The sequence below is a fragment of the Caballeronia sp. LZ001 genome (assembly GCF_031450875.1).
Classification (GTDB): domain Bacteria; phylum Pseudomonadota; class Gammaproteobacteria; order Burkholderiales; family Burkholderiaceae; genus Caballeronia.
The window spans coordinates 840099-864124 of record NZ_JARTVX010000005.1 but is presented as its reverse complement, the minus strand read 5'-3'; the positions used below and the strand labels follow the sequence as shown (position 1 = coordinate 864124).

The window sequence follows — 24026 nt, the reverse complement described above, 5'->3', positions numbered from 1 at the left end:
AAGAAGGCTTGGTGTTATGCGGCACGCGCCTGCAACGCGGCGCTTTCTTCGCGCGCGGCCTTTGCGGCCTTGGTCTTGCCTGCACGCGACGGCGGCTGGCAGATTCCGCAGACCATGCCGGTCGTGATGTCCTGCGAGTGCGCCACGAACTTGCCGTGGCAGCGCTTGCAGCCCGCGAGGCGCAGCATGCCGGCTTCCTTGAAGCGCACCAGCGTCCATGCGCGCGTCAGGTCCATTTGCAGCGGCTCGCCTTGCATCGTGAAATGCTCGGCATAAAGACCATAGGCGCGGCTCAAGAGATCGACGCGGTCCAGTTCGCGGCTGTTGGCTTCGAGAAACGCATAGACATTGGCGAACATGGATGCATGGATGTTCGGCCCCCATGTCAGATACCAGTCGGCGGAGAAGGGCAGCATGCCCTTGGGCGGTGAAGCACCCTTCACTTCGCGATAGAGGCGAATGAGACGGTCGCGCGAGAGCTTCGGAAACTCCGACTCGAGCACTTGCATGCGTGCGCCGAGCTTGATCAGCGTAACCGCGCGCAGCACCTGGCTGGCGTCGTCGGCGAGACTCTTCGTCGATGCAGTCGTGCTCATGTTCAGGCCACCAGAAGCGATGCGTTGGATGCGGCAGAAGCGCTTTGCGCGCGTTCCGTGAGACTGGCGAGGCCTGTGAGCAGCGCATCGCCGCCAAGGCGGAAGAAGCACAGCAGTTGCGACGACGAAGCCAGCCGCACGGTCTGGTCGGGCGACAACTGCGTCAGCGTTTGAGCCATTTCGGCGGACAGGCCGAGATGAGCCTGCGCCGCGTCCCGGTCTTCGGTCAGCACACGCTGCGCAAGCAGCAGATAAGACAGGTTCAATTCACGAATCGAATCGAGGGTTTGGCTGTCGTGCGTCATGGCGTTGGACCGAAGTTGACTGTGACGGGGAGTGTCGGAAACATCAGTTGTTTCAGAGCACGGAACCGATTGTGAGGCGATTCCATTTGTCATGCAACACAATGTTACAGAGGCAAACCTTTGCGATCGGACTTTTTTGAGTAGGCAAACGTTTATGGAAAGAAGATAAATACTTTATTGGCGTCCTGTCCGGAGAAAGAATCTTCTCACATGGACGAAATATGGGTCCGCCAGTGACGCTTCTAGTCTGATCAATCGTAAATATTTCCGCTGGTTTAAGAAAATGCTGCTCAGGGATTCGACCGTTAAAAAAGTCATTTTCGGCAAAATGTTCCGTAAAAATTTCTTTCGCCTGATGTATGAAAACGACAGAGTTACCACCCGTGAGGCGGAATTGTTTCCGCAAAACTTGAATCCAGATGTGATTCGGCGGTTCTTTACAGAAGGTTGTCGGCAGGCGAAAACGAGAGTGGGTATCTGCAATGCAACAATTTTGGCCGGGTTTTTGTCATCCCTTCTCCTCAAGGCGCTCGGACCGCCGAGATGCCGCAATTGCTTGCACCGCCTGCCTCGGCGGGGCGTTCTGCAGTCTAGTTCTTCCCTATCTTGGTTTCAGCGCGCATCTATCGTGCAGCACTGCAACAATTTTGAAGCAAGTCTTTAACGGGCTCAAAAACATTGCCATTAAAAAAGCACCACTGGCCGATAAAGGCGCGCAAACGCTAAAACCGGTATTCGAGAAACACTGAAAGACGCTTGAAATGTAAGCAGGGTCATTAAGCGGCGATTTAACGTGTTCGAAACTGAATCATTTTTCATCGGCCGCACTTCGTATGGCCCGGCACATTCCGGCTGACCCCTTGCTGGTATGAGGATTGAGGTCTCCTGGCACGCCTCTCGCTTATGTATGACAAAGCACGGTAAATAGTCGCGAACGGGAATCGAACAAGCGGCTAACGGTGCTACGGGGCTGGCCCTGAGGTTTCGATGATCGCCGTCCGATGCGATCACGAAACCTCAAGTGGCCAGAAAAAAGCACAGCGCAATGCGCACAGACCAAAAAGTCAAAAATCATGTTGAGCCTTCAATCAGACCTGCACGGCAACCATTTGTTGGGCGCGCTTCCGGCGCAAGAATGGCAAGCAATCGCTCCTCATCTCGAACTCGTCCAGTTGCGCACGGAACAGTTGCTTTGCGATTCCGGACAACGCATTCACCACGTGTACTTCCCGACCACGGCTATCGTCTCGCTTCTGCATACGATGGAAGACGGCGGCTCGGTGGAAGTCGCGGCAGTGGGCCGCGAAGGCATGACGGGCGTTCCGGTGCTCACGGGCGGCGACACTATGCCGACGCGCGTTCAAGTGCAGTGCGCGGGTTTTGCGTATCGCATGAGCGCGGGCGCATTGCGTGAACACTTCGGCAAGTCGGACTTTCTGCGTCGTGTGATGCTGCTGTATATGCAAGCCCTGCTGACGCAAGTCGCGCAAACGGCCGCTTGCAATCGTCACCATTCGCTCTCGAAGCAACTGTGCCGCTGGCTGCTGATTCAAACGGACCGCACCCCGTCGGATCAACTGCGCGTGACGCAGCAAATGATCGCGGACATGCTCGGCGTGCGTCGCGAAGGCGTGACGGAAGCCGCAGGCAAGCTGCACGACGCGGGTCTGATCCATCACAGCCGTGGCTGTATCAAGGTGCTCGACCGCGCCGGTCTGGAAGAGCGTGCGTGCGAATGCTACGGCATCGTCAAGCGTGAGTTCGAACGCATGCTGCCGCGCACGCGTCAAGCCGAGGCGCTGGTGTAAAGGCCAAAGCGCTCAGATTGGAAAGCGCTCGATGGTGTCGCGTACCTGCTTCAGTACGTGTTCGAGCGTTTCCATGGGCACTGAACTCAAGCCTATACGTAAGGCTCGCGGTGCATGCCGCGTCGTCGCATAGGACTCTGCTTTCGATACGGCGATGCCCTGCGAAGCCAGCGCCGTCGCTATGCGATCCGCGCGCAAGACTTCGGGCAAGCGAAGCCAGAGGAACAGCGAGGACGGGTGCGCGAGCATCTCCATGTTCGCGAACACGTCTCGCGCGATCGCTTGTCTGCGGCGCGCTTCGCGGCGCAGCATGACTTCGTGCCGCGCGACGGTGCCGTCGGCCATCCAGCGCGTGGCTATCGCGGTGACTATGCTCGGCATGCTCCAGTAACTTGCGCGGATCGTGGCCTTGGTGCGGCTCGTGCAGTCTTCTGGCGCGACGATAAAGCCAAAGCGCAGGCCGCTTGCGAGACTCTTGGCCAAACTCGATACATACACCGTTCGCTCAGGCGCCAGCGCCACGAGCGGCGGCGGTGCGTCGTTCACGAGATACGCGTAGGCGGCGTCTTCGATCAACATACAGTCGTGACGCCGTGCGCTCTCGACCAGACGATGACGCTGTTTAGCCGACAGCACCCAGCCGAGCGGATTGTGCACGGTTGGCATGGTGTAGATCGCGCGTATGCGGTGACGGCGGCATAGCTTGTCGAGCGCGTCGAGATCGGGACCGTCATCCAGGGCGGGGATCGCATGCACAACGCGGCCTTGCGTATGCGCGAGCATCTTGAATCCCGGATAAGTCAGCGCGTCAGCCGCAACGGAATCGTGCGGCTCGAGCAGTGCGCGCGTCGTGATGTCGAGACCTTGCTGCGCGCCAAGCACTAAGAAGATTTGCTCGGCTTCCACGCGAATTCCACGCGCTTTGGCCAGAAACTTGGCGACAATGGCGCGCTCATGAAGCCGGCCACCAGGCGGTTGCTGATGCATGAGCGCGGCAAGGTCGCCTGAAGATGCGAGTTCGCGCAACATCGAGCGCAATAGGTCGGCCTGACCCGGCCACGTTGGATGATTGAACGACAAATCGGCGGTGCTGCCTGAAAGCCGCGCTTCATCGCCGATATCCCACTCGCGTTTTTGCGGCCGGTCGCGCACGAAGGTGCCACGACCGGTTTCGCCGACAACTAGACCCAACGACTTCAGTTCCGCATAGACCTTGGTCGCCGACGCGATGGCAATGCCGTAACGCGTGGCAAGCTGCCGATGCGTGGGCAACAACGCTCCCGGGTGCAGTTTGCCATTGCGTATATCGGCTTCGAGCGTGGCTGCAACTTTCCTGACCTGTGTCGTTGCGCTCATGTGTATGTAGGACAATTATTTGATTGTCCTAGTTTAAGCGATTATCTTCGGCAAAACACCGAGTTGGAGCCGACATGACCGATAGCGCACACCGCCACGTTCCCGTCCTCGAGTTCCTGAAGCGTCAACTAGACGGCAGCCTCACTGCCGATACCGTCACGCACATGCGTTATCCCACCGCGATATCGGCGCTGCTCAAGTTTCGCATCGTCGAAATAGGCGAAGCGCTGGCCGTTATCGAGCTCGATGCCGATTGCGCCATTCACGGCAATCAACAAGGCACCGTGCACGGCGGTCTTTTGTGCGAACTCGCCGATGCGGCTATCGGCACGGCGCATTCCACTGTGATGGACATCGAGGAGAGCTTCACGAGCATCGACCTGAGGGCGACCTTTCTGCGCCCCGTGTGGAAGTCGAGGCTTTCGGCGCGCGCATGGGCCGAGCATCGCGGCAGGACCATCAGTCATTACCGATGCGACATTCAGCGCGAAGACGGCAAAATCGTGGCGAGCGTCGCGAGCACGGTAATGACATTGCGCGGCGCATTAGCAAAAAACCGCTAAGTACCAAGCGGGAAAACACCTACAGATCACGAAGGGAAATGCCTTTGACCTTCTTTCGAATCGAAACTAGACTCTTACGGAACAAAAGACATTTCGACTCGACAATTCGATGCTCACCAACAAGAGTTCGCTTAAGCGGCGGCTGCAGATCGTCGAACTTGTGCGCAAGCGCGGCGAAGTGTCTGTCGAGGAACTCAGTCAGGCGTTCGACGTTTCGAGCGTCACCATTCGAAGTGATCTGACGTATCTCGAGCAGCAGCGTTATTTGCTGCGCTCGTTTGGCAAGGCGCGCTATCTCGTGCAGAAAACGGGCGACGACATTCTTGTGCCGGCGTCGGATGGCGCCACGCGCAAGGCGTCCGAGACCATGATCGCGCGCATTGCCGCTGAAGCCGTGGGCGATCACGAAGCACTCTTGCTGGGAGCGGGAGAGATCATTCACAAGATCATTCCGTTTTTGTCGGACCGCGCCAACCTGTCGCTTCTCGTGCAGGACGTCGCGGTCGCCGGCATGGCGCAGCGCTTTCTGCATTGCGAGTTACTTCTGACCGGCGGCCAACTGGAGCATGGCGCAACTGCCATGACTGGACCTGACGCCGAGGCATCGGTGGCGCGTCATTCGCTCGATCTGTGCATTCTTCAGGCGTCGGGACTCGATCGCGACGGCAATTTGCTGGCTGCCGACCCTGCGCAGGCACGCGTTGCGCAAGCGGCAAGACGTACGGCCAAGCGGACGGTCGTCGTCGCTTATCAGCCGCTGCTCGACGAGCGCAACGGCGAAGTCTTCGCAAGCGTGGCCGATACCGACACGTTGATAATGGATGACGGTATCGATTCGCCGACGCTCGACACCGTGTCGCGCAACGGTCTGCAATTGCAGCGAAGGGATAGCGGCATTCTGGAGTTTAGGCAGACTTAAGTTGAAAGCGCGGTACGCCCTGAACGTCAATCTGCCTTGTTGGCATCCTGACCAAAGAACGCCATGGACGAAGCTCAAGCTCAAGCTCAAGCTCAAGCGCAAGAGGCCGGCCGCACCGGCTACATCGTAACGATGGGCGAGATCCTCGTCGAAATCCTAGCGACTCAAATCGGGCAGTCGTTTCGCCGGCCAGGCACGTTGATGGGACCGTATGCGAGCGGCGCGCCTGCCATCTTCATCGATCAGGTGGCGAAGTCGGGCAGTCGCTGCGCGATCATCGGCTGCGTCGGCGACGACGACTTCGGCGTGCTCAACGTCGAACGGTTGCGTGACGACGGCGTCGATGTGTCGGGCATCTCCGTGATCAAATCCGCGACGACAGGTAGTGCCTTTGTGACGTATCGCGAAGACGGCGACCGCGACTTCATCTACAACATTGCGAATAGCGCGTCGGGGCATTTGTCAGTCGGCGAGATCCGCGAGCACTTGCTGAAAGAATGTGGTCACTTTCATGTGATGGGCTCATCGCTGTTCTCGTTTCGCATCATCGAGGCGATGAAGAAGGTGATCGAGACCGTGAAGGCAAACGGCGGTACGGTTAGCTTCGATCCAAACATTCGCAAGGAAATGCTGCGCATTCCGGAGATGCGCGAGGCGCTCGACTTCATTCTCGACTACACCGATGTGTTTCTTCCGAGCGGCCACGAAGTAATGCTGCTTGCGAATGCGCGAACGGAGCAAGGCGCAATCGACGAACTGCTTGCGCGCGGCGTGCGCGAGGTCGTCATCAAGCGCGGCAAGGACGGCTGTAGTCATTACGACGGCAATCACGCGAGCCACTTCGCGGCATTGTCGGTTACGGAGGTCGATCCTACCGGCGCGGGCGATTGCTTCGGCGGGACATACATTGCGTGCCGCGCGCAGGGCTTTTCCGTGGAGCGCGCGCTCGAGTATGCAAGCGCGGCGGGCGCGCGGGCCGTGACGTTCCGTGGACCGATGGAAGGCACGGCGACCCTTGCCGAACTCGATGCGTTCATCGCCGCGACATCGGAGGCAAAGCATGACTGACATCGTCACGCGCTTGACCGGCGACGAGCGCGCCGCCGGGCGCCTGAAAGGCATCTATTCGATTTGTTCGGCGCATCACTGGGTGATCGAAGCCGCAATGAAGCAGGCGCTCGATGACGACACGCCCTTGCTCCTGGAATCGACATCGAATCAGGTGGATCAGTATGGTGGTTACACCGGCATGAAGCCTGCGGATTTCGTTCGCTTCGTGCATGGGCTTGCCGATCGCATGGGATTTGATCGCCATAGATTGCTTCTCGGTGGCGATCATTTAGGCCCTAACGCATGGCGTAATCTGCCTGCCGAAGATGCCATGCAACGCGCCGATGCCTTGATCGATGCTTACGCCGCCGCAGGTTTCAGAAAGCTTCATCTCGATGCAAGCATGCCCTGCGCCGATGACCCCGCGCGTCTATCCGACGAGGTCGTGGCCGAACGTGCCGCGCGTATGTGCGCCGTCGCCGAAGCGGCTGCCGCGCGCGTGGGGCTCGCCGAAGGTCCGGTGTATATCATCGGCACTGAAGTGCCCGTTCCGGGCGGTGCATCGGAAGAACTCGCCACCGTGGAAGTTACGCACGCGAGCGCTGCGCTCGATACCGTCGCCGTGCATCGCAAGGCTTGGGATGCACGCGGACTCGGCGCGGCGTGGGAGCGTGTGGTGGGACTCGTCGTTCAACCCGGCGTGGAGTTCGATCATACGAGGGTCGTCGACTACGCCCCCGCGCTTGCAAGCGGACTTTCCAAGGTGCTCGAAAGGCTACCGGGTATCGTGTTCGAAGCGCATTCCACCGATTATCAAAAGCCCGAGGCGCTCTCGGCGCTGGTCGATGATGGCTTCGCCATTCTCAAGGTGGGACCGGGCGTAACCTTCGCTTTGCGTGAAGCGCTTTATGCATTGGCGGACATCGAGTGCGAACTCCTCGCGCCGAATGTCCGGTCGAATCTGCGTGAGATAGTCGAACGCGTGATGCGCGAGAAACCCAACAACTGGGAGAAGTACTATCACGGCAGCGACGCGGAGAAGCGGTTGCTGCGAACCTATAGCTATAGCGACCGCGTGCGCTACTACTGGTCCGACCATGATATCGATGAGGCGACGCGCAAGCTGGTGGCGAACCTCGCGAACATCGGCATACGGGAAAACCTCATCAGCCGCTATCTGCCGGAGCAATACTGGCAGGTGAGGCGGGGGTCGATCGATGCATCGCCCATGAGCCTTATCTACAGCAAGGTCCGCGACGTAATCCGTGTTTATGCGGAGGCCTGCCGCATGCATACGCAGGCAAAGTGATCGAATGAAAACTAAGGAATCCAATATTTGAAAGCAGGTTCATAGGTGAACCGGATCGCGCCTCAAGCCCGGCAGGGAAAACCCGCTTTGACTGGGTTTCGACCCGAAACTAAACTCTTTCAGCACAAAAACAGCTTGTCCATGACACGCGACGGGCGCACAGAGGCACTGGAGGCGACACCATGAGCAAGCCAACGCTGGCAGCCAGCGAGCGGGCGAGACCCCGTCGCGGGTTCGCCGCTCAATTGCTGCACTCGCGCGAAACCGGTATCGTCGGCGCCCTGCTGATCATGGTCGTGCTTCTGTCGATCTTCGCGCCCGACTTCGCGAGCAAGGGCAACCTCCTCAACGACGCGCGCAACCTGTCCTTCATCGGCATCGTGGTGCTGGGGCAGGCAGCGGTGATGATCACGGGCGGCATCGATCTCTCGGTCGGCAGCGTATGGGGACTGGCCGCCGTCGCGTCAGCCGCGATGATGCAGGCCGGCATGCCTGTGTTTCCCGCTTGCGTGCTGACGCTGCTCATAGCCGCGTGCGTCGGCCTCTTCAACGGCTTCTGCGTCACCAAACTGCGCATGCTGCCCTTCGTGCCCACGCTTGCCACCATGAGCATTGCGCGGGCGTTGGCGCTCGTCATTACGCGCGGCAAGGCTATCGATGGCTTTCGTCCCGACGGCGATTCGTTTTTTGCCCTCGGCGGCGGCGACTTTCTCGATCTGCCCGTACCGTTTCTGATTTTCGTGGCGCTCGCCATCGTGTCCGCCATCGTTCTGAAGCGTACCGTCTATGGCCGCCAGTTATACGCGGTAGGCGGCAACGAACGCGCGGCCATGCTCACCGGCCTCAACGTCGACCGCCTGAAGATGAGCGTCTACGTGATGTCGTCGGTGCTCGCGGGTCTCGCGGGCATCATCGAAGTGAGCTATCTCTCGTCGGCAATCTCCAATCAAGGATTGGGCAAGGAGCTGAGCGTGATCGCGGCGGCTGTCATCGGCGGAACGGCATTGTCCGGCGGCGAAGGCACCGTGATCGGCGTATTCGTCGGCACCGTCATTCTCGAAGTGCTGCGCAACGGTCTCGTTCTGCTCGGCACGGACGCTTACTGGCAAGGGGTGTTCGTCGGTTCGGTGATCGTTCTTGCCGTGTTTATCGATCAACTTAGAAAAGGCGTCTGGCGACGTCGATGAAAGCTGTATTACAACGACTCTGGAGAAGACCATGACACGCACCATGCTCAGTGCCGTAGCCGCTACGCTCCTGCTCGGGATCGGCATTGCCCAGTCGCAGGCGGCGGACAAGAAGGTGTTCGCCGTCGTACCGAAAGCGCTCGGCGTCGCGTTCTATGCCGACGCGGAAAAAGGCTGCAAGGAAGAAGCCGCGAAGATCGGCGCCGAATGTCTGTTCACCGGCCCGGCCCAGCTCGACGATGCAGAACAAGGCCGTATTGTGCGCGATCTGATCACCAAGAAGGTCGCGGGTATCGCCATCGCGCCGAACAATGCGGATTCGATCAGCGGCGTCATCAGCGCGGCATTGGCGAAGAACATCCCGGTCGTGACCTTCGACTCGGACGCACCGAAGTCCAAACGCATCGCTTTCATCGGCACGAACAACGAAGCAGGCGGCGAAGCGGCGGGCGAAGCATTTGCTAAGGCGCTGCCCAAGGGCGGCACGTATGCGGTTCTGACGGGCGGTTTGTCGGCGGCGAATCTCAACGAGCGCATCAAGGGCTTCAAGTCGAAGCTCAATGGCGACTTCAAGGAAGTGTCGGGCTCGCCTTTCGCCTGCAACGACGATTCGAGCACGGGCGTGCAGCTCATTCAGGACATGCTCGCGAAGAATCCGAAACTCGACGGCATCTTCTTCGCTGGCGGCTGGCCCATGTTCGCGCCCGAGGCCTATATTCGCGCGGTTCGCAACAAGGCTGCCGATATCAAGGCGGGCAAGTTCGTGATCGTTTCGTTCGATACCTTGCCATCGCAGATCAAGCTGCTGAAGGAAGGTTATGCGACGACGCTGATCGGTCAGCGGCCGCTCACGATGGGCACCGAATCCGTCAAGCAACTCGATGCGCTGACCAAGGGTGGCAAGGTGCCACCGGTCACGGATACGGGCGTGGATATCGTCAACTCGTCGAACGTCGATAAATTCGTCGGCGGTAAATGAACCGCGCGCGGGGCCTGGCCACGCGCTGCGCCCCGCGTCATTCGTGAGAAAGAGTGCTGCCATGACCGTGCTGTTGAGCGTTGAGCAGATAACGAAGACCTATCCCGGCGTGAAAGCGCTGCAGGAAGTGTCCTTCAATGTCGAGGCCGGCACCGTGCATGCGGTCATGGGCGAGAACGGCGCGGGCAAGTCGACCTTGATGCAAGTGATCGCAGGGGCACATGCGCCGACCTCGGGACGCATGATGTTCGACGGTCAGGAGGTCGAGTTTTCGAGTACGCGCGATGCCGCCGCCAAGGGCATCTCCATCGTCTTTCAGGAGTTGATGCTCGCGCCGAACATGACGATTGCCGAGAACATCTTTCTCGGCGCGGAGCCGCGCATGGCGCGCGTGCTGGTCGATCGCGGCGTGCTGTTGACGAGAGCGAAGGCCGCGATGAAACGGCTCGGCATCGCACTCGATCCCGATACGCGTCTCGGCGATCTCACCATCGCGCAGCAGCAGTTGATCGAGATATGCAAGGCGTTGATTCACGAGCCGCGTCTTTTGATTCTCGATGAACCGACTTCGAGTCTTTCCGAAGCCGACTCCCTGACGCTCTTCAAAGTGGTTCACGAACTGCGCGCGAGCGGCGTGACCATTCTCTATATCTCGCATCGCATGCGCGAAGTGTTCGACAACTGCGATGCGGTGACCGTTCTTCGCGACGGCAAGCACGTGCGTACCGCGCGTCTTGTCGATACCTCACCCGATGAAGTCGTGCGCCTGATGGTGGGCCGCGATCTCGCCGAAGTACGGCGCATCAAGCCCGATAACGCGCATCAGCCAATCGTGCTGCAAGTGGATGGTCTGGGCGACGACGAGCGTTATCGCGACGTATCGTTTTCGTTGCGACGCGGCGAGATCGTGGGACTTGCCGGACTGATCGGCGCGGGACGTTCAGAAGTGGCGATGGGTATCTTCGGTGCGCCGCCGCCGAAGCATGGCAACGTCACCATCGAAGGCAAGCCGGTCAGGATCGCGAAGCCTCGCGATGCAATGAAGCTCGGGATCGGGCTCGTGCCCGAGGACCGCAAGGATCAGGGGCTCGTGCTCGGCATGTCGGTGGGCAGCAACCTGTCGCTCGCTGCGCTGGGGCTTGGGCGTCTTTCGAAGGGCACGGTCATTCGCCCGCTGCAGGAAGCGCGCATGATCGACAGTTACGTCGGGCGCTTCAACATCAAGACGCCGACCGTCGAACAACTCGTGGGTCTCTTGAGCGGCGGCAATCAGCAGAAGGTGGTGCTGGCGAAATGGCTCGCATCGAAACCGCGTGTCCTGATAGTCGATGAACCCACACGCGGCGTGGACGTCGGCACTAAAGCCGAGATTTACGCGCTCATGCGCGAACTTGCCCGAGAAGGTCTCGCCATTCTCGTCATCTCCAGCGACCTCCCGGAGATACTGACCATCTCCGACCGCATCCTTGTCATGCGCGGCGGTCAGCTTGCGGGTGAAGTCGGCTTTGACGACGCCTCCGAGGAACGCATCATGTCGCTGGCCGCGCTCGAACATGCTGACCCGGCACATCCCGAGGTCAAGCCAAAAGGCTTCGTGGCCTAGCAAGTCAGGCAAACATCAAAGGAGTCGTGCCTTGAATAAAGTCGGCATGTTCTACACGTATTGGTCGACCGAATGGCTGGTCGATTTTCCGGCCGTGGCGAAGCGCATATCCGGCTTGGGCTTCGACATGATGGAAATTTCGCTCGGCGAATTCAACAATCTTCCCGATGCGAAGAAGCGCGAACTGAAGACCGTCGCCGACGATCTCGGCCTCACCGTGATGTGCTGTATCGGTCTCAAGCCCGAGTACGATTTCGCCTCTCCCGAGCAAAGCGTGAGAGATGCAGGCACGGAGTACGTCAAGCGCTTGCTCGACGATTGCCATATGCTCGGTGCGCCCGTTTTTGCAGGACTCACTTTCTGCGCGTGGCCGCAATCGCCGCCGCCCGGCATGACGGACAAGCGTCCCTACGTGGAGCGTGCCGTGGACAGCGTGCGTCGCGTCATCAAGGTAGCGGAAGGCTATGGGATCATCTACGCGCTGGAAGTGGTCAACCGCTTCGAGCAATGGCTTGCCAACGATGCACGCGAAGCGCTCGCGTTCTGCGATGCGGTCGACAACCCTTACTGTAAGGTGCAGCTCGACACGTTCCACATGAATATTGAAGAGCACTCTTTTCGCGATGCAATCCTCGCGTGTAAGGGAAAGCTCGGACACTTCCATCTGGGCGAAGCGAACCGCTTGCCGCCAGGCGAAGGGCGTCTGCCGTGGGACGAGATTTTTGGCGCGTTGAAAGAGATCGAATATGACGGGACAATCGTCATGGAGCCTTTCATGCGCAAGGGCGGAAACGTGAGCCGCGCAGTAGGAGTCTGGCGCGACATGTCGAACGGCGCGACAGACGAACAAATGGACGAGCGCGCACGCCGCTCCTTGCAATTCGTGAGAGGCCATTTGACGTGAACTGAGGCCGCATCGGAACCGACTACATGGCATCTTTGGAACGCGCTCGCCGCCTGCTTGCACTGGCGCAAACCGGATTGCACTACGCAACGAGCGTTTTCGATACCGAACGTTACGATGAGATCGCGCAGATCGCGCACGCTGAACTCGCCGCGCTCTCATCGACTGATTCGACCAAGATAGCCGAACTTTTCGCGTTCGAAACAGGCTATGCCAATCCAAAGCTCGATGTGCGTACCGCGGTATTCAATGAAGCGGGGCAGATTCTGCTCGTGCGCGAAATGGCGGACGGCATGTGGTCGCTTCCAGGCGGCTGGGCCGACATAGGCGTTTCGCCCGCCGAGAACGCGGCGAAGGAAGTGCGGGAAGAAAGTGGCTATACGGTTAAGATTCAGCGCTTGCTCGCGGTATGGGATGCAGACAGACATCCGCATCCACCATCGGTCTTTCACATCTGGAAGCTGATTTTTCTCGGCGAGATCGTGGAGGCGGGCGAGGTCATCGGTGCGGAAACGAGTGCCGTCGGATTCTTCAGCCTCGACGATCTTCCCGCGCTATCGCTTGGGCGCGTGCTGCCGCAGCAAATTTTCAGGCTGGATGAGCTGAGACGAAGCGGTCATATCGACTTCGACTGAAGCGACGAAAGAAGCGACACTGGAAGCGAGCGGTCAAAGCCCGAGACATATCGCGCCCGCCGCGACGACCATGCATGCGAGCCAGCGCTTCACGCTGACGGCTTCGCGCAGAAACACTCTACCGATCAGCACCGCGAACACCACGCTCGTCTCGCGCAATGCCGATACCGCGCCCATCGCACCCGACTGCATCGCCCAAATGACGATGCCATATGCGCCGATCGATACCAACCCGCCCGCAAGCGATGAGCCGATCGACATCGGGGCGGTGCGCATCGGCGTCCATAGTGCAGAGAGCCCGCGCGTCGCCATGAAGAGCAGCGGCATCAGCCAGTAGAACATGAACATCCACGCGGTATAGGCAAGCGCGTTGCCCTCCGACAAGCGCACGCCGATACCGTCGATCACGGTATAGACCGCGATGGTCACGCCAGTCAGAAATGCCGCCAACGCACCTGCGCGCGATACGTGGCTACCTTGCAGCGCCAGCGAGATGATGCCGCCCGAGATCATCACGATGCCGAACGCATGCAGCGGCCCGATGGCCTCGTGCGCGAAGAGCGCTGCGCCGAGCGTGACGAGCAGCGGCGACGAACCACGCGCAATCGGGTAAGCCTGCGCGAGATCGCCTCGCCGATACGACCGCACGAGGCTCACGTTATAGACGATATGCACGAGCCCCGATGCAACGATGCATGGCCAAGCGGCGGAAGCGGGCATCGGCAAAAAAACGATCACGATGGTCGAGACCACCGCGATGGCAATGCTCATCCACGTCATGGAGAGGAAGCGGTCGCGATTGCCATGCAACATCGCGTTCCAACTGGCGTGAAGCACGGCGGCGATAAGGACGAGACCGCCGGTATAACTGAGCATGCGGATTCCAGGCTAAGGACGCGAAAGAGGGATGTAAGCAGGTTATCTATCTTGTGAGCGTGCGGCAAACCAGTTAAATTGGCCGCTCGCGTTAGATAAACTCTTTCGAATGAAACGAGTCCTGCCTCCGCTCAATGCACTGCGCGCGTTCGAAGCCGCAGGGCGTCTTGCCAGCTTCAAGGAAGCCGCAGCCGAATTGCATGTGACGCATGGTGCAATCAGTCAGCAAGTGCGCCTGCTCGAAGAGTGGCTCGGCGAACCGCTGTTCGAGCGGCATAACCGGCGCGTGGTGTTGACTCCCAAGGCAAAGGCCTACCTGGATGAAATCGGTCCGCTCTTCGAGCAATTGTCGCAAGCCACTGCGCGATACGGTTACCCTGGAACGGTTTCGCGCACGTTGTCCGTGAATGCGCCCGCCACTTTCACGTTGCGTTGGCTGGTTCCAAGGCTCGCGAAGTTCCACGCCGAGCATCTCGATGTAGACGTCAAGGTGGAGACATCGAACGCATCGGTCGAGAGCCTGAAAGATATTCACGACATCGTGATTCGCGGCGGTCCCGACACGTTCTATGGCTACTCTATGCGGCCGTTCCTCGTCGAGGAAAGAGTGCCTGTGTGCAGCCCCGCGTTAATGCAACGCGTCGCGCTGCGCACGCCGGAAGATTTGCGGCAGCATACGTTGTTGCATACGTCGAGCCTCCCGCGTTTATGGCCGGACTGGCTCGCGCGTGCGGAGATTCCCGCGCTGCGGCCTGCCGCGATCCTGACCTTCGATCACTTCTATCTCACCTTGCAGGCGGCCATCGACGGACTCGGCATTGCGATGGGACCGACCGCGCTCGTTGCCGACGATCTGGCCGCTGGCCGTCTCGTCACGCCGTTTGCCGAGCCGCGCCTGCCATCGCGGAGCTATTGCACCTACGTGCCGGATGCGAAGTCCGACGACGAACTCGTCATCCTGTTCCGCTCATGGCTCGAAGGTGAGGGAATACGCTGATTCACGCGCGGTACACGATATCGACATCATCGGCCTGTCACAGACCTCCGTCACACTCGCGCCACACGAATTTTCGTCCGTCTCAAGTCGTCACGCTGACGAATCGCTTACGTATGGGAGTCACGCAATGAGCTTCGATCATCTGGACTCACAGCAGGTCCGGCGCTTTCAACGCAAGGTCACGCTGCTGTCCGCCGGAGGCACTTTCCTCGATGGCTTCGACTTGACGATCGTCGCCGTCGCGCTGCCTTCGGTGATCAAGCAGTGGCATCTCGGCGCGGGCGTGCAGAGTCTCGTGGTGTCGTCGGCGATCATCGGGGCCTTCATCGGCGCGGCCTGGCTGGGGCGGCTGACGGATCGCTTCGGCCGCAAGGCCATGTATGTCGTCGATCTGCTGGCGTTCGTGCTGTTCGCGCTATTGACGGCCGTCTCACAGAGCGCGTGGCAACTCATCCTGTTTCGCTTCTTGCTGGGCGTGGGCATCGGCGCGGACTATCCTATCTCCGCCACGCTCGTCGCCGAATTCAGTTCGCGGCACAAGCGCGGACAGCACGGCACCTTTCTTGCGGCGATGTGGTTTGTCGGCGCGGTGGCCGCGTATGTCGTGGGGCTTGCGTGCCTGCCGCTCGGCGATAACGCATGGCGTTACATGCTGGGCGTGGGCGCCATCTTCGCGTTGATCGTGTTCTTCTTTCGCATGACGCTGCCGGAATCGCCGCGCTGGCTGCAATCCAAAGGCCGTCACGAGGAAGCCGAAGCCGTCATGCTCGCGGTAACGGGCGAGCGTGTCGTGCTTGCGCGCGAGCTCGAGTCGAAGGGCAGTCTCGCCTCGCTCTTTTCCAGGCCCATGCTACGCCGTACGATATTCGTGCTTGGTTTCTGGTTTTGTTATGCAACTGCCTATTACGGCATCTCGATGTACGCGCCGACCATCATCTCGCCGTTCTCGCATGGCTCGCGCGTGCTGACCATCATCGGGTCGGGTCTCATCGCCATTCTCGGGATGATCGGCGCGATCATCGGCATGAATCTGGTGGATCGCTGGGGACGCAGGCCGCTGCTGATCACGTCGTTTGCCGGGCTTTCCGCCGCGCTTCTCGTGCTCGCGCTCAACTCGAAGCCGACCTTCGGCTTTCTGGTCGTGCTGTTCAGTTGCGCGGTTCTGTTCGCCAATTCGGGCGGCGGCATTCTCAACTTCGTCTATCCGACCGAGCTCTTTCCGACGAACGTGCGCGCGGGCGCATCGGGTCTCGCGACTTCCGTAAGCCGCATCGGCTCGATTCTCGGCGTACTCGTGTTCCCCAATTTTGTCGCGTGGTGGGGCGCGAGCGCGGCGCTGTGGTTCTTCTTCGGCATCGCGCTCGCGGGCTTGCTGATCTCCGTGTGGCTCGCGCCTGAAACGCGCAATCTGAGCCTCGAACAACTGAACGCGCTCGAAGAAGGGAACAAAGGCAAGCGCGCGGCGAGTGCGTCGAACGCAGCCGATGATCTCGGCATGGCGCGACGCTAAAAGCACCGCTTAGTCGATGAGCGCGTCGTTCTCGTCATAGAACGGATAAGCACCGCCGTAATCGCCGATGAATGCCGTATGCGTGACGAGCCCTTCGCCCGCGACATAGCGATGCAACTGGAATGCGGGCGGTTCCATCACAAAGCGCGACGGGCCGCGTTTGCGCAAGTCGAGCGCGACTTGATGCGCGGTCGACGGACACACGCTCGCGATCGTGCCGGCAAAGCGCATTTGAATGGCGCGATGCACGTGCCCGCACAGTAGACGCTCGATCTGCGGATGACGCGCGACGATAGCCGCGAGCTTCGCTGCATCGGCGGCATCGAGCTTTTGCTCGTCCATATGCTCGATACCGCAATCGAACGGCGGATGATGCATGGCAAGCAAGGTCGGCTGCGCAGCGCTTCTTGCCAGCGTCTCTGCAATCCAGTCGAGCCGTTCATCGCACAGCCGGCCGCCTCCGTGTGGCGGGTCTTGCGAGTCCGCGACGACAATGCGTACGCCGCCTAGCTCGAACTCATACTGAACAAAACGCGCTTGGTCTCGCAGATACGCATGATCGCCGAATACCTCGCGCAGCGCTTCTCGTCCATCGTGATTACCGATGCAAAGGTAATACGGAATCGCAAGCGGATTCAGTAGCGTACGTAGATAGGCGTATTCCTCGGTATCGCCGAAATCCACGAGATCGCCCGTGATCAGCACGGCGTCGGGTCGCGGATCGAGTGCGTTGAGGTGCTCGATGCATCGGCTGAGATAGGCGGCGGTATCGACACGTCCATAGGCGAGCTTGCCGGGCCGCTTGATATGAAGATCGCTGATTTGCGCTAATAGCATGAGAGTCGACAGGCCGTGCGGGTGCAGGGTCCATGCGAAGAATGGGCTAATCAGCAGGATAGCGCGGACAGGTGGGTAGTGCGCGGGAAAACGCGAATGCGAACGCGCGCGATGCGCGTCCGCATGTTCCTCAATCAATGATGGTCGTGATCGTGATCGCGGTCGTCGTCGGCCCTGTAGAGCAGCGAGAGATCGACAGCATTGGCCATGGCCGCATAGCCCGCATCGTTGGGATGCAGATGATCGCCGCTGTCATACACTGCGCGAATGTCGATCGGATGCGCAGGATCGCGCAGCACCGCATCGAAATCCACGACCGCATCGAACGCGCGGCTCGTACGTATCCAGGCATTGACGGTCTGACGGATCGCTTCCTTTTGCTGCGTCCAGTAGCCTTGGTTCGGCGTGCCTTGCAGCGCGTTGTGGAACGGTGTCAGTGTGCCGCCCACGATCTTGATGCCGCGCAGATGAGTCCGCGCGATGATCTGCTTGTATCCGTCGATGATGTCCTGCGCCGGAACGAGTCCCGCCGTCGGGTCGAGCACGGTCTGAGGCCAGCCGATATCGTTGATGCCTTCGAGGAAGATCACTAGCTTGACGTTCGACTGGCTGAGGACATCGCGGTCATAGCGCGCGAGCGCACTGATGCCCGAGCCATCCTTGATCACGCGATTGCCGCTGATCCCCTGATTCAGCACGGCATAGCTGCGCCGCGCCGAGCCGCCATTCAGCCGTTGCGAGAGATCGTCGGGCCAGCGGCGGTTCGCATCGACGGTGGAGGCGTAGCCATCCGTGATCGAATCGCCGAAGGTCACGACGGCGGGTGTGTCGCGGTCGGTATCGATCAGCACGCCGGACAGAAAAAAGCGGTTTGTGTATTTTTGCGGAGAAGGTTGATCGGCCGTGGCGGTGTTGTCGCCACTCGATACATACGCGTTCTGCACGGCCAGTTGATGCACGGTTTGTGCTTGCGTGGCGTCGGGCAGGAAGAAGCTCACGGCAATGTCCGCGAACGGCGGCAGCTTGATATCTACCGGATCGCTGAGAATCGGCGCACCTGCATAAAGCGCGACCGTGGTCTTTCCGCCGAAGGTAAGCGTGCGATCGGAGTTCGGCGCGATCTTCGCGCCGCCGACGGATAACGCAATATGTACCGGTCCCACCGTTACTGGCGTCGTGCCGAACTCGTTGGTGAGACGCACGCGAACGCGGTCGCCGCCAACGCTCAAGTGCACGACCTGGCGAATCGTCGTCGACGCATTGAAGCTCTGCGGCGTGGTCAGGTTGTTATTGCGATCGGCACTTGCTGTCCATGTGGAGATCCATCCATCGTCGCGGCCGTCTCCTCGCGATGCCGAGACGTTCGGCGCGGCGAGAACGAAATACGCTGCGCATAGCAGCGCCATCGCGCGGCCAGCCGCGCGGAAGAACAGACGTTCGCTCATGGATGTCTCCGTTATTTATTTGACCATCCTGTAAGGATAGCCAAGTAAATATGGACGACGAATTGGACGATGTCACTATCGTATACCCCGCTGCTTGCGGGCGTGTCATGTGCTTTCGCGGTCGATGATCGTAAAGCCCGTGTCGATCTTCACGCGCGAGGAAACGGCGCCCGTGCGGCCCTGCAAAAAACGCGCGAGCAAGGTATCGGCCGCTTTCATGCCGATGGTCGCGCCATCCACACGTACCGTCGAGAGTGCAGGGTACACGTGCGCGGCGGTGCTCAAGTCGCCGAAGCCCATCACGGCGATATCGTCCGGTACGTTCAACTTGCGGCTGGCGGCTTCCGCGAGCACGCCCTGCGCGAGCGTGTCCGAACTGCATACGATGATGCGCGGCGGCCGTGCCTGCAACAGCTTTGCCGTGCCTTCTCGTCCTGCCTGCAACGTTGCCGACGCGGGCATTATCTCGAACGCGGTGTTCCTGATTCCCTGTGTCGCGAGTTGCGCAATCAAACTCTTGCAGCGCCGCAAACCGCGTGGATCGTCCACGGACAACACGCCGAAGTCACGATAGCCCTTCGCGACGAGATGTTGCGCGACCTCTTTACCCACCTGTTCGTGCGAGAAACCGATGACCGTATCGATAGGTTTGCTCGTGAGATCCCATATCTCGACAACGGGAATGTTGGCCTTCACCAGCCGCGCGACGGTGACCTTGCTGTGACTGGTGCCAGCGAGCACGATGCCATCCGGGCGGCGTCCGAGAATGGCTTCGACGAGCGCTTCCTCGCGCGAGATTGAATAAGCGGTCACGCCCAGCAACGTTTGATATCCCGATGCCGTCAGACGGTCCACCAGCGCCTGCACGGTGTCGGCGAAGATGGAGTTGGCAATGGTCGGCAACAGAATGGCCACGAGACGGCTTTTGCTGCTCGCCAGTCCTCCAGCGAGCAGGTTGGGCACGTAACCCGTCGCGCGAACGGCGTCGAGCACCTTCTTCTGCGTGTCGCTGCGCACGAGTTCCGGCCGGTTCAGTGCGCGCGACACGGTCATCGGCGCGACGCCCGCCACGCGCGCGACATCGATAAGCGTCACGCTTTCCGCCGTCGCCTGAACACCTTCGTCTTTCTTCGCCATATTTCCCCGACTTCGTTTTCTTCAAAGCGCCACGCATCGGATTAGACCATGAAGGCCCACCGATCAAAGACGTTTGCACTCGTGCATTAAGCGTAAACCATGATGATTGCGCAATCAATTAAGCTTGAATGATTGCGCAATCATTGTATGATCGACTCATCGCTAAAGGCTTCGAACTCGTCACTCAAGGAATCGGCACATGAACGCAACGTCTTCGCTTCTCGCAGGAACATCGAACGATTCAATAAGGTGGATTCGCGTCGCCTCCACGTTCTTGCCGCTCGCCAATCCCATCAGCGACGCCAAGGTGCTGACCGGCCGGCAGAAGCCGATGACCGAGATCGCCATTCTTTTCGTGGAGATCGAAACGGCCGATGGTCAACGCGGACTCGGCTTCAGCTATTCAAAACGCGCGGGCGGTCCGGGCCAGTTCGCGCATGCGAAGGAGATCGCGCCCGTGCTGATCGGCGAGGATCCGAGCGACATCGCGCGGCTGTGGGACAAGCTCGCGTGGGCGGGGGCGTCGGTGGGGCGCAGCGGCATGGCGGCGCAAGCCATCGGCGCGTTCGATGTCGCGCTGTGGGACCTGAAGGCAAAGCGCGCGAACCTCTCGCTTGCCAAGCTGCTGGGCGCGCAACGCGAGTCGGTACGCTGCTACAACACGTCCGGCGGTTTCCTGCATACGCCGCTCGATCAGTTGATGACCAACACCGACATATCGCGCGAAAAAGGCATAGGTGGCATCAAGCTCAAGGTGGGCCAGCCGGACTCGGCGCTCGACATTCATCGCGTGCAAACCGTGCGCAAGCATCTGGGCGATGCCTTCCCGCTCATGGTCGACGCCAACCAGCAATGGGACCGTCCGACCGCACAACGCATGTGCCGAACGTTCGAACAGTTCAATCTCGTCTGGATCGAGGAGCCGCTCGATTGCTACGACGCCGAAGGCCATGCAGCGCTCGCCACGCAATTCGATACACCGATCGCCACAGGCGAGATGCTGACGAGCGTGTCCGAGCACTGGGAGTTCATCCGGTTGCGCGGGGCGGATTATCTGATGCCGGATGCACCGCGCGTCGGCGGCATCACGCCGTTTCTTAAAGTCGCGACGCTCGCGGATCACGCGGGTCTCATGCTCGCGCCGCATTTCGCCATGGAACTGCATGTGCATCTCGCGGCAAGTTATGCACGCGAGCCGTGGGTCGAACATTTCGAATGGCTCGAACCGCTCTTCAACGAACGGCTCGAAACGCGCGATGGCCGCATGCTCGTGCCGACGCGTCCCGGTCTCGGTCTCACGCTCAGCGACCGCGTTGCGGGCTGGACCGCGCAGGAAGTGGAGATCGGCGCACGCGCCTGACGTTTCCATCGGCCAGAAAGAACGCTTTTCGACAGGAGTAGCGATGAAGGATTCCGCGGTTGCAAGCCCAGGCCTCGCGTCAGTGAGTGCGCCGGACGTCGACAGATCGAGAGTCGCGATCAAGCCGATCATTCAGGTCGTCGCCGGCAATGCGCTGGAAATCTACGACTTCATGATTTACGGCTATTACGCGAGATACATCGCGCAGACGTACTTTCCGAGCGACAACGAATACATCTCGCTGATGATGTCGCTCATGACCTTCGCGTTCGGGTTTCTCGCGCGGCCCGTGGGCGCTATCGTGCTCGGCGCTTATACGGACCGTCATGGGCGCCGCAAGGGTCTGATTCTCGCGTTGTCGTTGATGTCGCTCGGCATCATCTCCGTGGCATGCACGCCTTCCTACGCGAGTATCGGTATCGCGGCGCCGATCATCGTCTTGCTTGGACGGCTGATGCAAGGGTTCTCCGCAGGCGCCGAACTCGGCGGCGTAGTGGTCTATCTCGCGGAGATCGCGCCGGCCAGACGCCGCGCGTTTTATACGTGCTGGCAAGCCGGCAGCCAGCAAATCTCCGTGATGGTGGCGTCGCTCGTCGGACTCGTTCTGCTTTACTGGCTGACGCAAGACGAACTGCACGCATGGGGATGGCGCGTGCCACTTCTGCTCGGCTGCATGGTCATTCCCGTCATGTTCTGGCTGCGGTCGAGTCTTCAGGAAACGTCGGTGTTTGCGGCCAGAAAGCGCGCGCCGAAGATGTCCGAGATCTGCACGAGCCTGGTCTCGGACTGGCGCACCATCGTGCTGTGCATGGGCATGGTGTCGATGGCGACTGTGACTTCGCAGACCATCACCACTTACGCGCCGACCTTCATCAAGAGCCTGAATCTGGGCGCATCCGCGGGCTTCATCATTCTCTTTTTCGGCGGTTTGTCGGTGCTCGTCTGGCTGCCGATCATGGCGCTCGTGGCCGATCGCTTCAACCGTCGCACGGTGCTGATCGTCGTCACGTTGCTGGCCGCCGTCACCGCGTATCCGCTGATGTCATGGCTCGCCACGCATGCAACCGTGCTGAGGTTTGCGGTGGTCGAACTGTGGTTTTCGTTCATCTATGCAGCCTACAGCGCCGTTCAGGTCGCGGCCATGGTCGAACTCGTGCCGCCCAATGCGCGCACATCCGGCTATGCGTTCGCGCAGGCTATCGCAGCGGCCGTGCTGGGCGGCTTCACGCCCGCCATCCTCACATGGCTCACGCACACGTTTCATAGCAGCGCAATGGTCGGCGTGTGGCTCGCGATCAACGCGGCGATCAGCCTCGCGGCGGCGCTTTGCCTGAATCACGAGAAGACGGGAGCGCGGCAAAAGGTCGAGTTACACTGAACCTCCGACCTTGCTGGAGTAGCGACCCGCCATGCACATCGAGCCATTCAAGATTGCCGTTCCCGACGAAGCGATAGACGACCTGCGCCGCCGGCTACGCGATACCCGCTGGCCACCCATGACGCCATCCGAGTCTTGGAAACAAGGTATCGATATCGCGTGGCTGCGCGAACTCGTGCAGTACTGGACCGATACGTTCGACTGGCGCGCCGCCGAACGCGAGCTCAACCGGCAACCGCAATTCATTGCGGATGTGAACGGCCAGCGCGTGCACTTCGTGCATCGGCGGGGCGTGGGTCCAAAGCCGTATCCGGTCATCATCACGCACGGCTGGCCGGGATCGTTCTTCGAGTTTCATGCGCTGACGGAGATGCTGTGCGATCCCGCATCGTTCGGAGCGGACCCGGCCGATTCCTTCGATGTCATCGTGCCGTCGCTGCCGGGCTTCGCGTTTTCCGCCGCGCCCGCGCAGCCCGGCACGTCCGCGTTTCAAGTCGCCGATATCTGGGCCGCGCTGATGCAAGGTCTAGGCTACGAGCGCTTCGGTGCGCAAGGCGGCGACCTGGGTTCGGCGGTATCGGTTGCGCTGGCGTTGCGGCATCGACGGCATGTCGATGGTATTCATCTCAACTTTCTGCCGGGCTCTTACGAACCATCCGTGGATCCGGCAAACGCGCCGATGAATGCTGCCGAACAAGACTTCGTGCGCGCGCGAAGCGAGTGGGTCGCACTAGAAGGCGCCTACGCGCACATGCACAGCACGAAGCCGCAGACGCTTGCTGCATCGCTCAACGATTCCCCCGTGGGACTCGCCGCGTGGATCTGCGAGAAATTCCGCGCATGGAGCGATTGCGACGGCGATGTGGAGCGCAGTTTCTCGAAGGACGAGTTGCTGACGAATCTCTCGCTCTACTGGCACACGCAGAGCATTGGCACGGCGGTGCAGATGTACTACGAAAACCGCCTGCAACCCATGCGTTTCGCTGCGGGTCAGCGCGTGTTGCCGCCAGTGGGTTACGCGCGCTTTCCCAAAGAATTGAGCCGGCCGCCGCGCGAATGGCTCGAACGTGTCTTCGATGTCGCGCAATGGACCGAGATGCCGCGCGGCGGCCACTTCGCCGCGATGGAAGAGCCCGAACTTCTTGCCGTCGAAATGCGCACGTTCTTCAGGCGCTTTCGTTAGTCATGCCGCGGCGGGCGCCGCTTCGCACAAGGTCAGCGTGAACGCCGCGATCTTGCAGACCGACGCGGTCAAGCCAAGATCGGTCACGA

The 24026-nt window shown here is 60.3% G+C and carries 23 protein-coding genes; 16 read left to right on the top strand and 7 right to left on the bottom strand.

What is annotated here, in order from left to right; genetic code table 11:
- Positions 1-14: 14 nt before the first annotated feature.
- The gene (gene flhC, locus P9292_RS40455; protein ID WP_244831767.1) at positions 15-596 is read right to left on the bottom strand and encodes a flagellar transcriptional regulator FlhC; all 582 of its coding nucleotides are present in this window, start codon (positions 594-596) and stop codon (positions 15-17) included.
- A gap of 2 nt (positions 597-598) precedes the next feature.
- The gene (locus P9292_RS40450; protein ID WP_250469837.1) at positions 599-901 is read right to left on the bottom strand and encodes a flagellar transcriptional regulator FlhD; all 303 of its coding nucleotides are present in this window, start codon (positions 899-901) and stop codon (positions 599-601) included.
- 482 nt (positions 902-1383) lie between these two features.
- Between P9292_RS40450 and P9292_RS40445 the strand changes: the two genes are divergently transcribed.
- Positions 1384-1650, top strand: a complete 267-nt coding sequence (locus tag P9292_RS40445) for a hypothetical protein (RefSeq protein WP_309965335.1) — start codon at positions 1384-1386, stop codon at positions 1648-1650.
- A 324-nt stretch (positions 1651-1974) separates the two neighbouring features.
- Positions 1975-2709 (top strand): Crp/Fnr family transcriptional regulator, encoded by a 735-nt coding sequence (locus P9292_RS40440; protein ID WP_244831764.1) that lies wholly within the window; start codon positions 1975-1977, stop codon positions 2707-2709.
- 12 nt (positions 2710-2721) lie between these two features.
- On the opposite strand, the gene P9292_RS40435 is transcribed toward P9292_RS40440, so the two are convergent.
- On the bottom strand, positions 2722-4065 hold the full coding sequence (locus P9292_RS40435) for a PLP-dependent aminotransferase family protein (protein ID WP_309965332.1): 1344 nt from the start codon (positions 4063-4065) through the stop codon (positions 2722-2724).
- A 74-nt stretch (positions 4066-4139) separates the two neighbouring features.
- Here P9292_RS40435 and P9292_RS40430 point away from each other — a divergent pair, with 74 nt between their 5' ends.
- The 9 genes from P9292_RS40430 to P9292_RS40390 all read left to right on the top strand — a co-directional run bounded on the left by P9292_RS40430 (position 4140) and on the right by P9292_RS40390 (position 13214).
- Positions 4140-4628 (top strand): PaaI family thioesterase, encoded by a 489-nt coding sequence (locus P9292_RS40430; RefSeq protein WP_250509183.1) that lies wholly within the window; start codon positions 4140-4142, stop codon positions 4626-4628.
- 109 nt (positions 4629-4737) lie between these two features.
- The gene (locus P9292_RS40425) at positions 4738-5547 is read left to right on the top strand and encodes a DeoR/GlpR family DNA-binding transcription regulator (protein WP_250469686.1); all 810 of its coding nucleotides are present in this window, start codon (positions 4738-4740) and stop codon (positions 5545-5547) included.
- A gap of 63 nt (positions 5548-5610) precedes the next feature.
- On the top strand, positions 5611-6615 hold the full coding sequence (locus P9292_RS40420; protein ID WP_309965329.1) for a sugar kinase: 1005 nt from the start codon (positions 5611-5613) through the stop codon (positions 6613-6615).
- Positions 6608-7906 (top strand): D-tagatose-bisphosphate aldolase, class II, non-catalytic subunit, encoded by a 1299-nt coding sequence (locus P9292_RS40415; protein ID WP_309965326.1) that lies wholly within the window; start codon positions 6608-6610, stop codon positions 7904-7906. The genes P9292_RS40420 and P9292_RS40415 overlap by 8 nt, the downstream gene beginning before the upstream one ends.
- Positions 7907-8088: 182 nt before the next feature.
- Entirely contained in the window at positions 8089-9093 is a 1005-nt protein-coding gene (locus tag P9292_RS40410) for an ABC transporter permease (protein WP_244831758.1), read from the top strand.
- Between the two features lie 31 nt (positions 9094-9124).
- Positions 9125-10072: a sugar-binding protein gene (locus P9292_RS40405; protein WP_244831757.1), complete on the top strand. Its 948-nt coding sequence runs from the start codon at positions 9125-9127 to the stop codon at positions 10070-10072.
- Positions 10073-10133: 61 nt separating this feature from the next.
- A complete protein-coding gene (locus P9292_RS40400; RefSeq protein WP_250528124.1) occupies positions 10134-11675 on the top strand; it encodes a sugar ABC transporter ATP-binding protein in 1542 nt (513 codons plus the stop codon).
- 31 nt (positions 11676-11706) lie between these two features.
- A complete protein-coding gene (locus tag P9292_RS40395) occupies positions 11707-12579 on the top strand; it encodes a sugar phosphate isomerase/epimerase (protein ID WP_250528125.1) in 873 nt (290 codons plus the stop codon).
- 26 nt (positions 12580-12605) lie between these two features.
- Positions 12606-13214: an NUDIX hydrolase gene (locus P9292_RS40390; RefSeq protein WP_250509179.1), complete on the top strand. Its 609-nt coding sequence runs from the start codon at positions 12606-12608 to the stop codon at positions 13212-13214.
- Positions 13215-13247: 33 nt separating this feature from the next.
- On the opposite strand, the gene P9292_RS40385 is transcribed toward P9292_RS40390, so the two are convergent.
- Positions 13248-14090, bottom strand: a complete 843-nt coding sequence (locus tag P9292_RS40385; protein WP_309965321.1) for a DMT family transporter — start codon at positions 14088-14090, stop codon at positions 13248-13250.
- A 109-nt stretch (positions 14091-14199) separates the two neighbouring features.
- Between P9292_RS40385 and gcvA the strand changes: the two genes are divergently transcribed.
- Positions 14200-15087, top strand: coding sequence for a transcriptional regulator GcvA (gene gcvA / locus P9292_RS40380; RefSeq protein WP_309965318.1), 888 nt, complete (start codon positions 14200-14202; stop codon positions 15085-15087).
- Between the two features lie 127 nt (positions 15088-15214).
- Positions 15215-16597 (top strand): MFS transporter, encoded by a 1383-nt coding sequence (locus tag P9292_RS40375; RefSeq protein ID WP_309965314.1) that lies wholly within the window; start codon positions 15215-15217, stop codon positions 16595-16597.
- Between the two features lie 9 nt (positions 16598-16606).
- Here P9292_RS40375 and P9292_RS40370 read toward each other — a convergent pair whose 3' ends face one another.
- The 3 genes from P9292_RS40370 to P9292_RS40360 form a co-directional block, all read right to left on the bottom strand.
- Positions 16607-17434, bottom strand: a complete 828-nt coding sequence (locus tag P9292_RS40370) for a phosphodiesterase (protein ID WP_309965312.1) — start codon at positions 17432-17434, stop codon at positions 16607-16609.
- A 134-nt stretch (positions 17435-17568) separates the two neighbouring features.
- Positions 17569-18879 carry an SGNH/GDSL hydrolase family protein gene (locus tag P9292_RS40365; protein WP_309846140.1) on the bottom strand — a complete coding sequence of 437 codons (1311 nt, stop codon included), beginning with the start codon at positions 18877-18879 and terminating at the stop codon, positions 17569-17571.
- A gap of 105 nt (positions 18880-18984) precedes the next feature.
- Positions 18985-20016, bottom strand: a complete 1032-nt coding sequence (locus P9292_RS40360; protein WP_309965308.1) for a LacI family DNA-binding transcriptional regulator — start codon at positions 20014-20016, stop codon at positions 18985-18987.
- A gap of 199 nt (positions 20017-20215) precedes the next feature.
- Here P9292_RS40360 and P9292_RS40355 point away from each other — a divergent pair, with 199 nt between their 5' ends.
- The 3 genes from P9292_RS40355 to P9292_RS40345 are packed head-to-tail and all read left to right on the top strand — an operon-like array spanning position 20216 to position 23937.
- On the top strand, positions 20216-21376 hold the full coding sequence (locus P9292_RS40355) for an L-talarate/galactarate dehydratase (protein ID WP_250528131.1): 1161 nt from the start codon (positions 20216-20218) through the stop codon (positions 21374-21376).
- 43 nt (positions 21377-21419) lie between these two features.
- The gene (tcuC, locus tag P9292_RS40350) at positions 21420-22754 is read left to right on the top strand and encodes a tricarballylate/proton symporter TcuC (protein ID WP_250494951.1); all 1335 of its coding nucleotides are present in this window, start codon (positions 21420-21422) and stop codon (positions 22752-22754) included.
- A gap of 31 nt (positions 22755-22785) precedes the next feature.
- The gene (locus P9292_RS40345) at positions 22786-23937 is read left to right on the top strand and encodes an epoxide hydrolase (RefSeq protein ID WP_309846132.1); all 1152 of its coding nucleotides are present in this window, start codon (positions 22786-22788) and stop codon (positions 23935-23937) included.
- The last annotated feature ends 89 nt before the right edge of the window (positions 23938-24026 follow it).

Bases quoted from the DNA above. Each gene is read 5' to 3' on its own strand.
- P9292_RS40400 (WP_250528124.1), top strand. From the start codon at position 10,134: ATGACCGTGCTGTTGAGCGTTGAGCAGATAACGAAGACCTATCCCGGC.
- P9292_RS40345 (WP_309846132.1), top strand. From the start codon at position 22,786: ATGCACATCGAGCCATTCAAGATTGCCGTTCCCGACGAAGCGATAGAC.
- gcvA (WP_309965318.1), top strand. From the start codon at position 14,200: ATGAAACGAGTCCTGCCTCCGCTCAATGCACTGCGCGCGTTCGAAGCC.
- flhC (WP_244831767.1), bottom strand. From the start codon at position 596: ATGAGCACGACTGCATCGACGAAGAGTCTCGCCGACGACGCCAGCCAG.
- P9292_RS40435 (WP_309965332.1), bottom strand. From the start codon at position 4,065: ATGAGCGCAACGACACAGGTCAGGAAAGTTGCAGCCACGCTCGAAGCC.
- P9292_RS40415 (WP_309965326.1), top strand. From the start codon at position 6,608: ATGACTGACATCGTCACGCGCTTGACCGGCGACGAGCGCGCCGCCGGG.
- P9292_RS40365 (WP_309846140.1), bottom strand. From the start codon at position 18,879: ATGAGCGAACGTCTGTTCTTCCGCGCGGCTGGCCGCGCGATGGCGCTG.
- P9292_RS40385 (WP_309965321.1), bottom strand. From the start codon at position 14,090: ATGCTCAGTTATACCGGCGGTCTCGTCCTTATCGCCGCCGTGCTTCAC.
- P9292_RS40440 (WP_244831764.1), top strand. From the start codon at position 1,975: ATGTTGAGCCTTCAATCAGACCTGCACGGCAACCATTTGTTGGGCGCG.
- P9292_RS40410 (WP_244831758.1), top strand. From the start codon at position 8,089: ATGAGCAAGCCAACGCTGGCAGCCAGCGAGCGGGCGAGACCCCGTCGC.
- P9292_RS40405 (WP_244831757.1), top strand. From the start codon at position 9,125: ATGACACGCACCATGCTCAGTGCCGTAGCCGCTACGCTCCTGCTCGGG.
- tcuC (WP_250494951.1), top strand. From the start codon at position 21,420: ATGAAGGATTCCGCGGTTGCAAGCCCAGGCCTCGCGTCAGTGAGTGCG.
- P9292_RS40375 (WP_309965314.1), top strand. From the start codon at position 15,215: ATGAGCTTCGATCATCTGGACTCACAGCAGGTCCGGCGCTTTCAACGC.
- P9292_RS40445 (WP_309965335.1), top strand. From the start codon at position 1,384: ATGCAACAATTTTGGCCGGGTTTTTGTCATCCCTTCTCCTCAAGGCGC.
- P9292_RS40360 (WP_309965308.1), bottom strand. From the start codon at position 20,016: ATGGCGAAGAAAGACGAAGGTGTTCAGGCGACGGCGGAAAGCGTGACG.
- P9292_RS40390 (WP_250509179.1), top strand. From the start codon at position 12,606: ATGGCATCTTTGGAACGCGCTCGCCGCCTGCTTGCACTGGCGCAAACC.
- P9292_RS40425 (WP_250469686.1), top strand. From the start codon at position 4,738: ATGCTCACCAACAAGAGTTCGCTTAAGCGGCGGCTGCAGATCGTCGAA.
- P9292_RS40355 (WP_250528131.1), top strand. From the start codon at position 20,216: ATGAACGCAACGTCTTCGCTTCTCGCAGGAACATCGAACGATTCAATA.
- P9292_RS40420 (WP_309965329.1), top strand. From the start codon at position 5,611: ATGGACGAAGCTCAAGCTCAAGCTCAAGCTCAAGCGCAAGAGGCCGGC.
- P9292_RS40450 (WP_250469837.1), bottom strand. From the start codon at position 901: ATGACGCACGACAGCCAAACCCTCGATTCGATTCGTGAATTGAACCTG.
- P9292_RS40430 (WP_250509183.1), top strand. From the start codon at position 4,140: ATGACCGATAGCGCACACCGCCACGTTCCCGTCCTCGAGTTCCTGAAG.
- P9292_RS40370 (WP_309965312.1), bottom strand. From the start codon at position 17,434: ATGCTATTAGCGCAAATCAGCGATCTTCATATCAAGCGGCCCGGCAAG.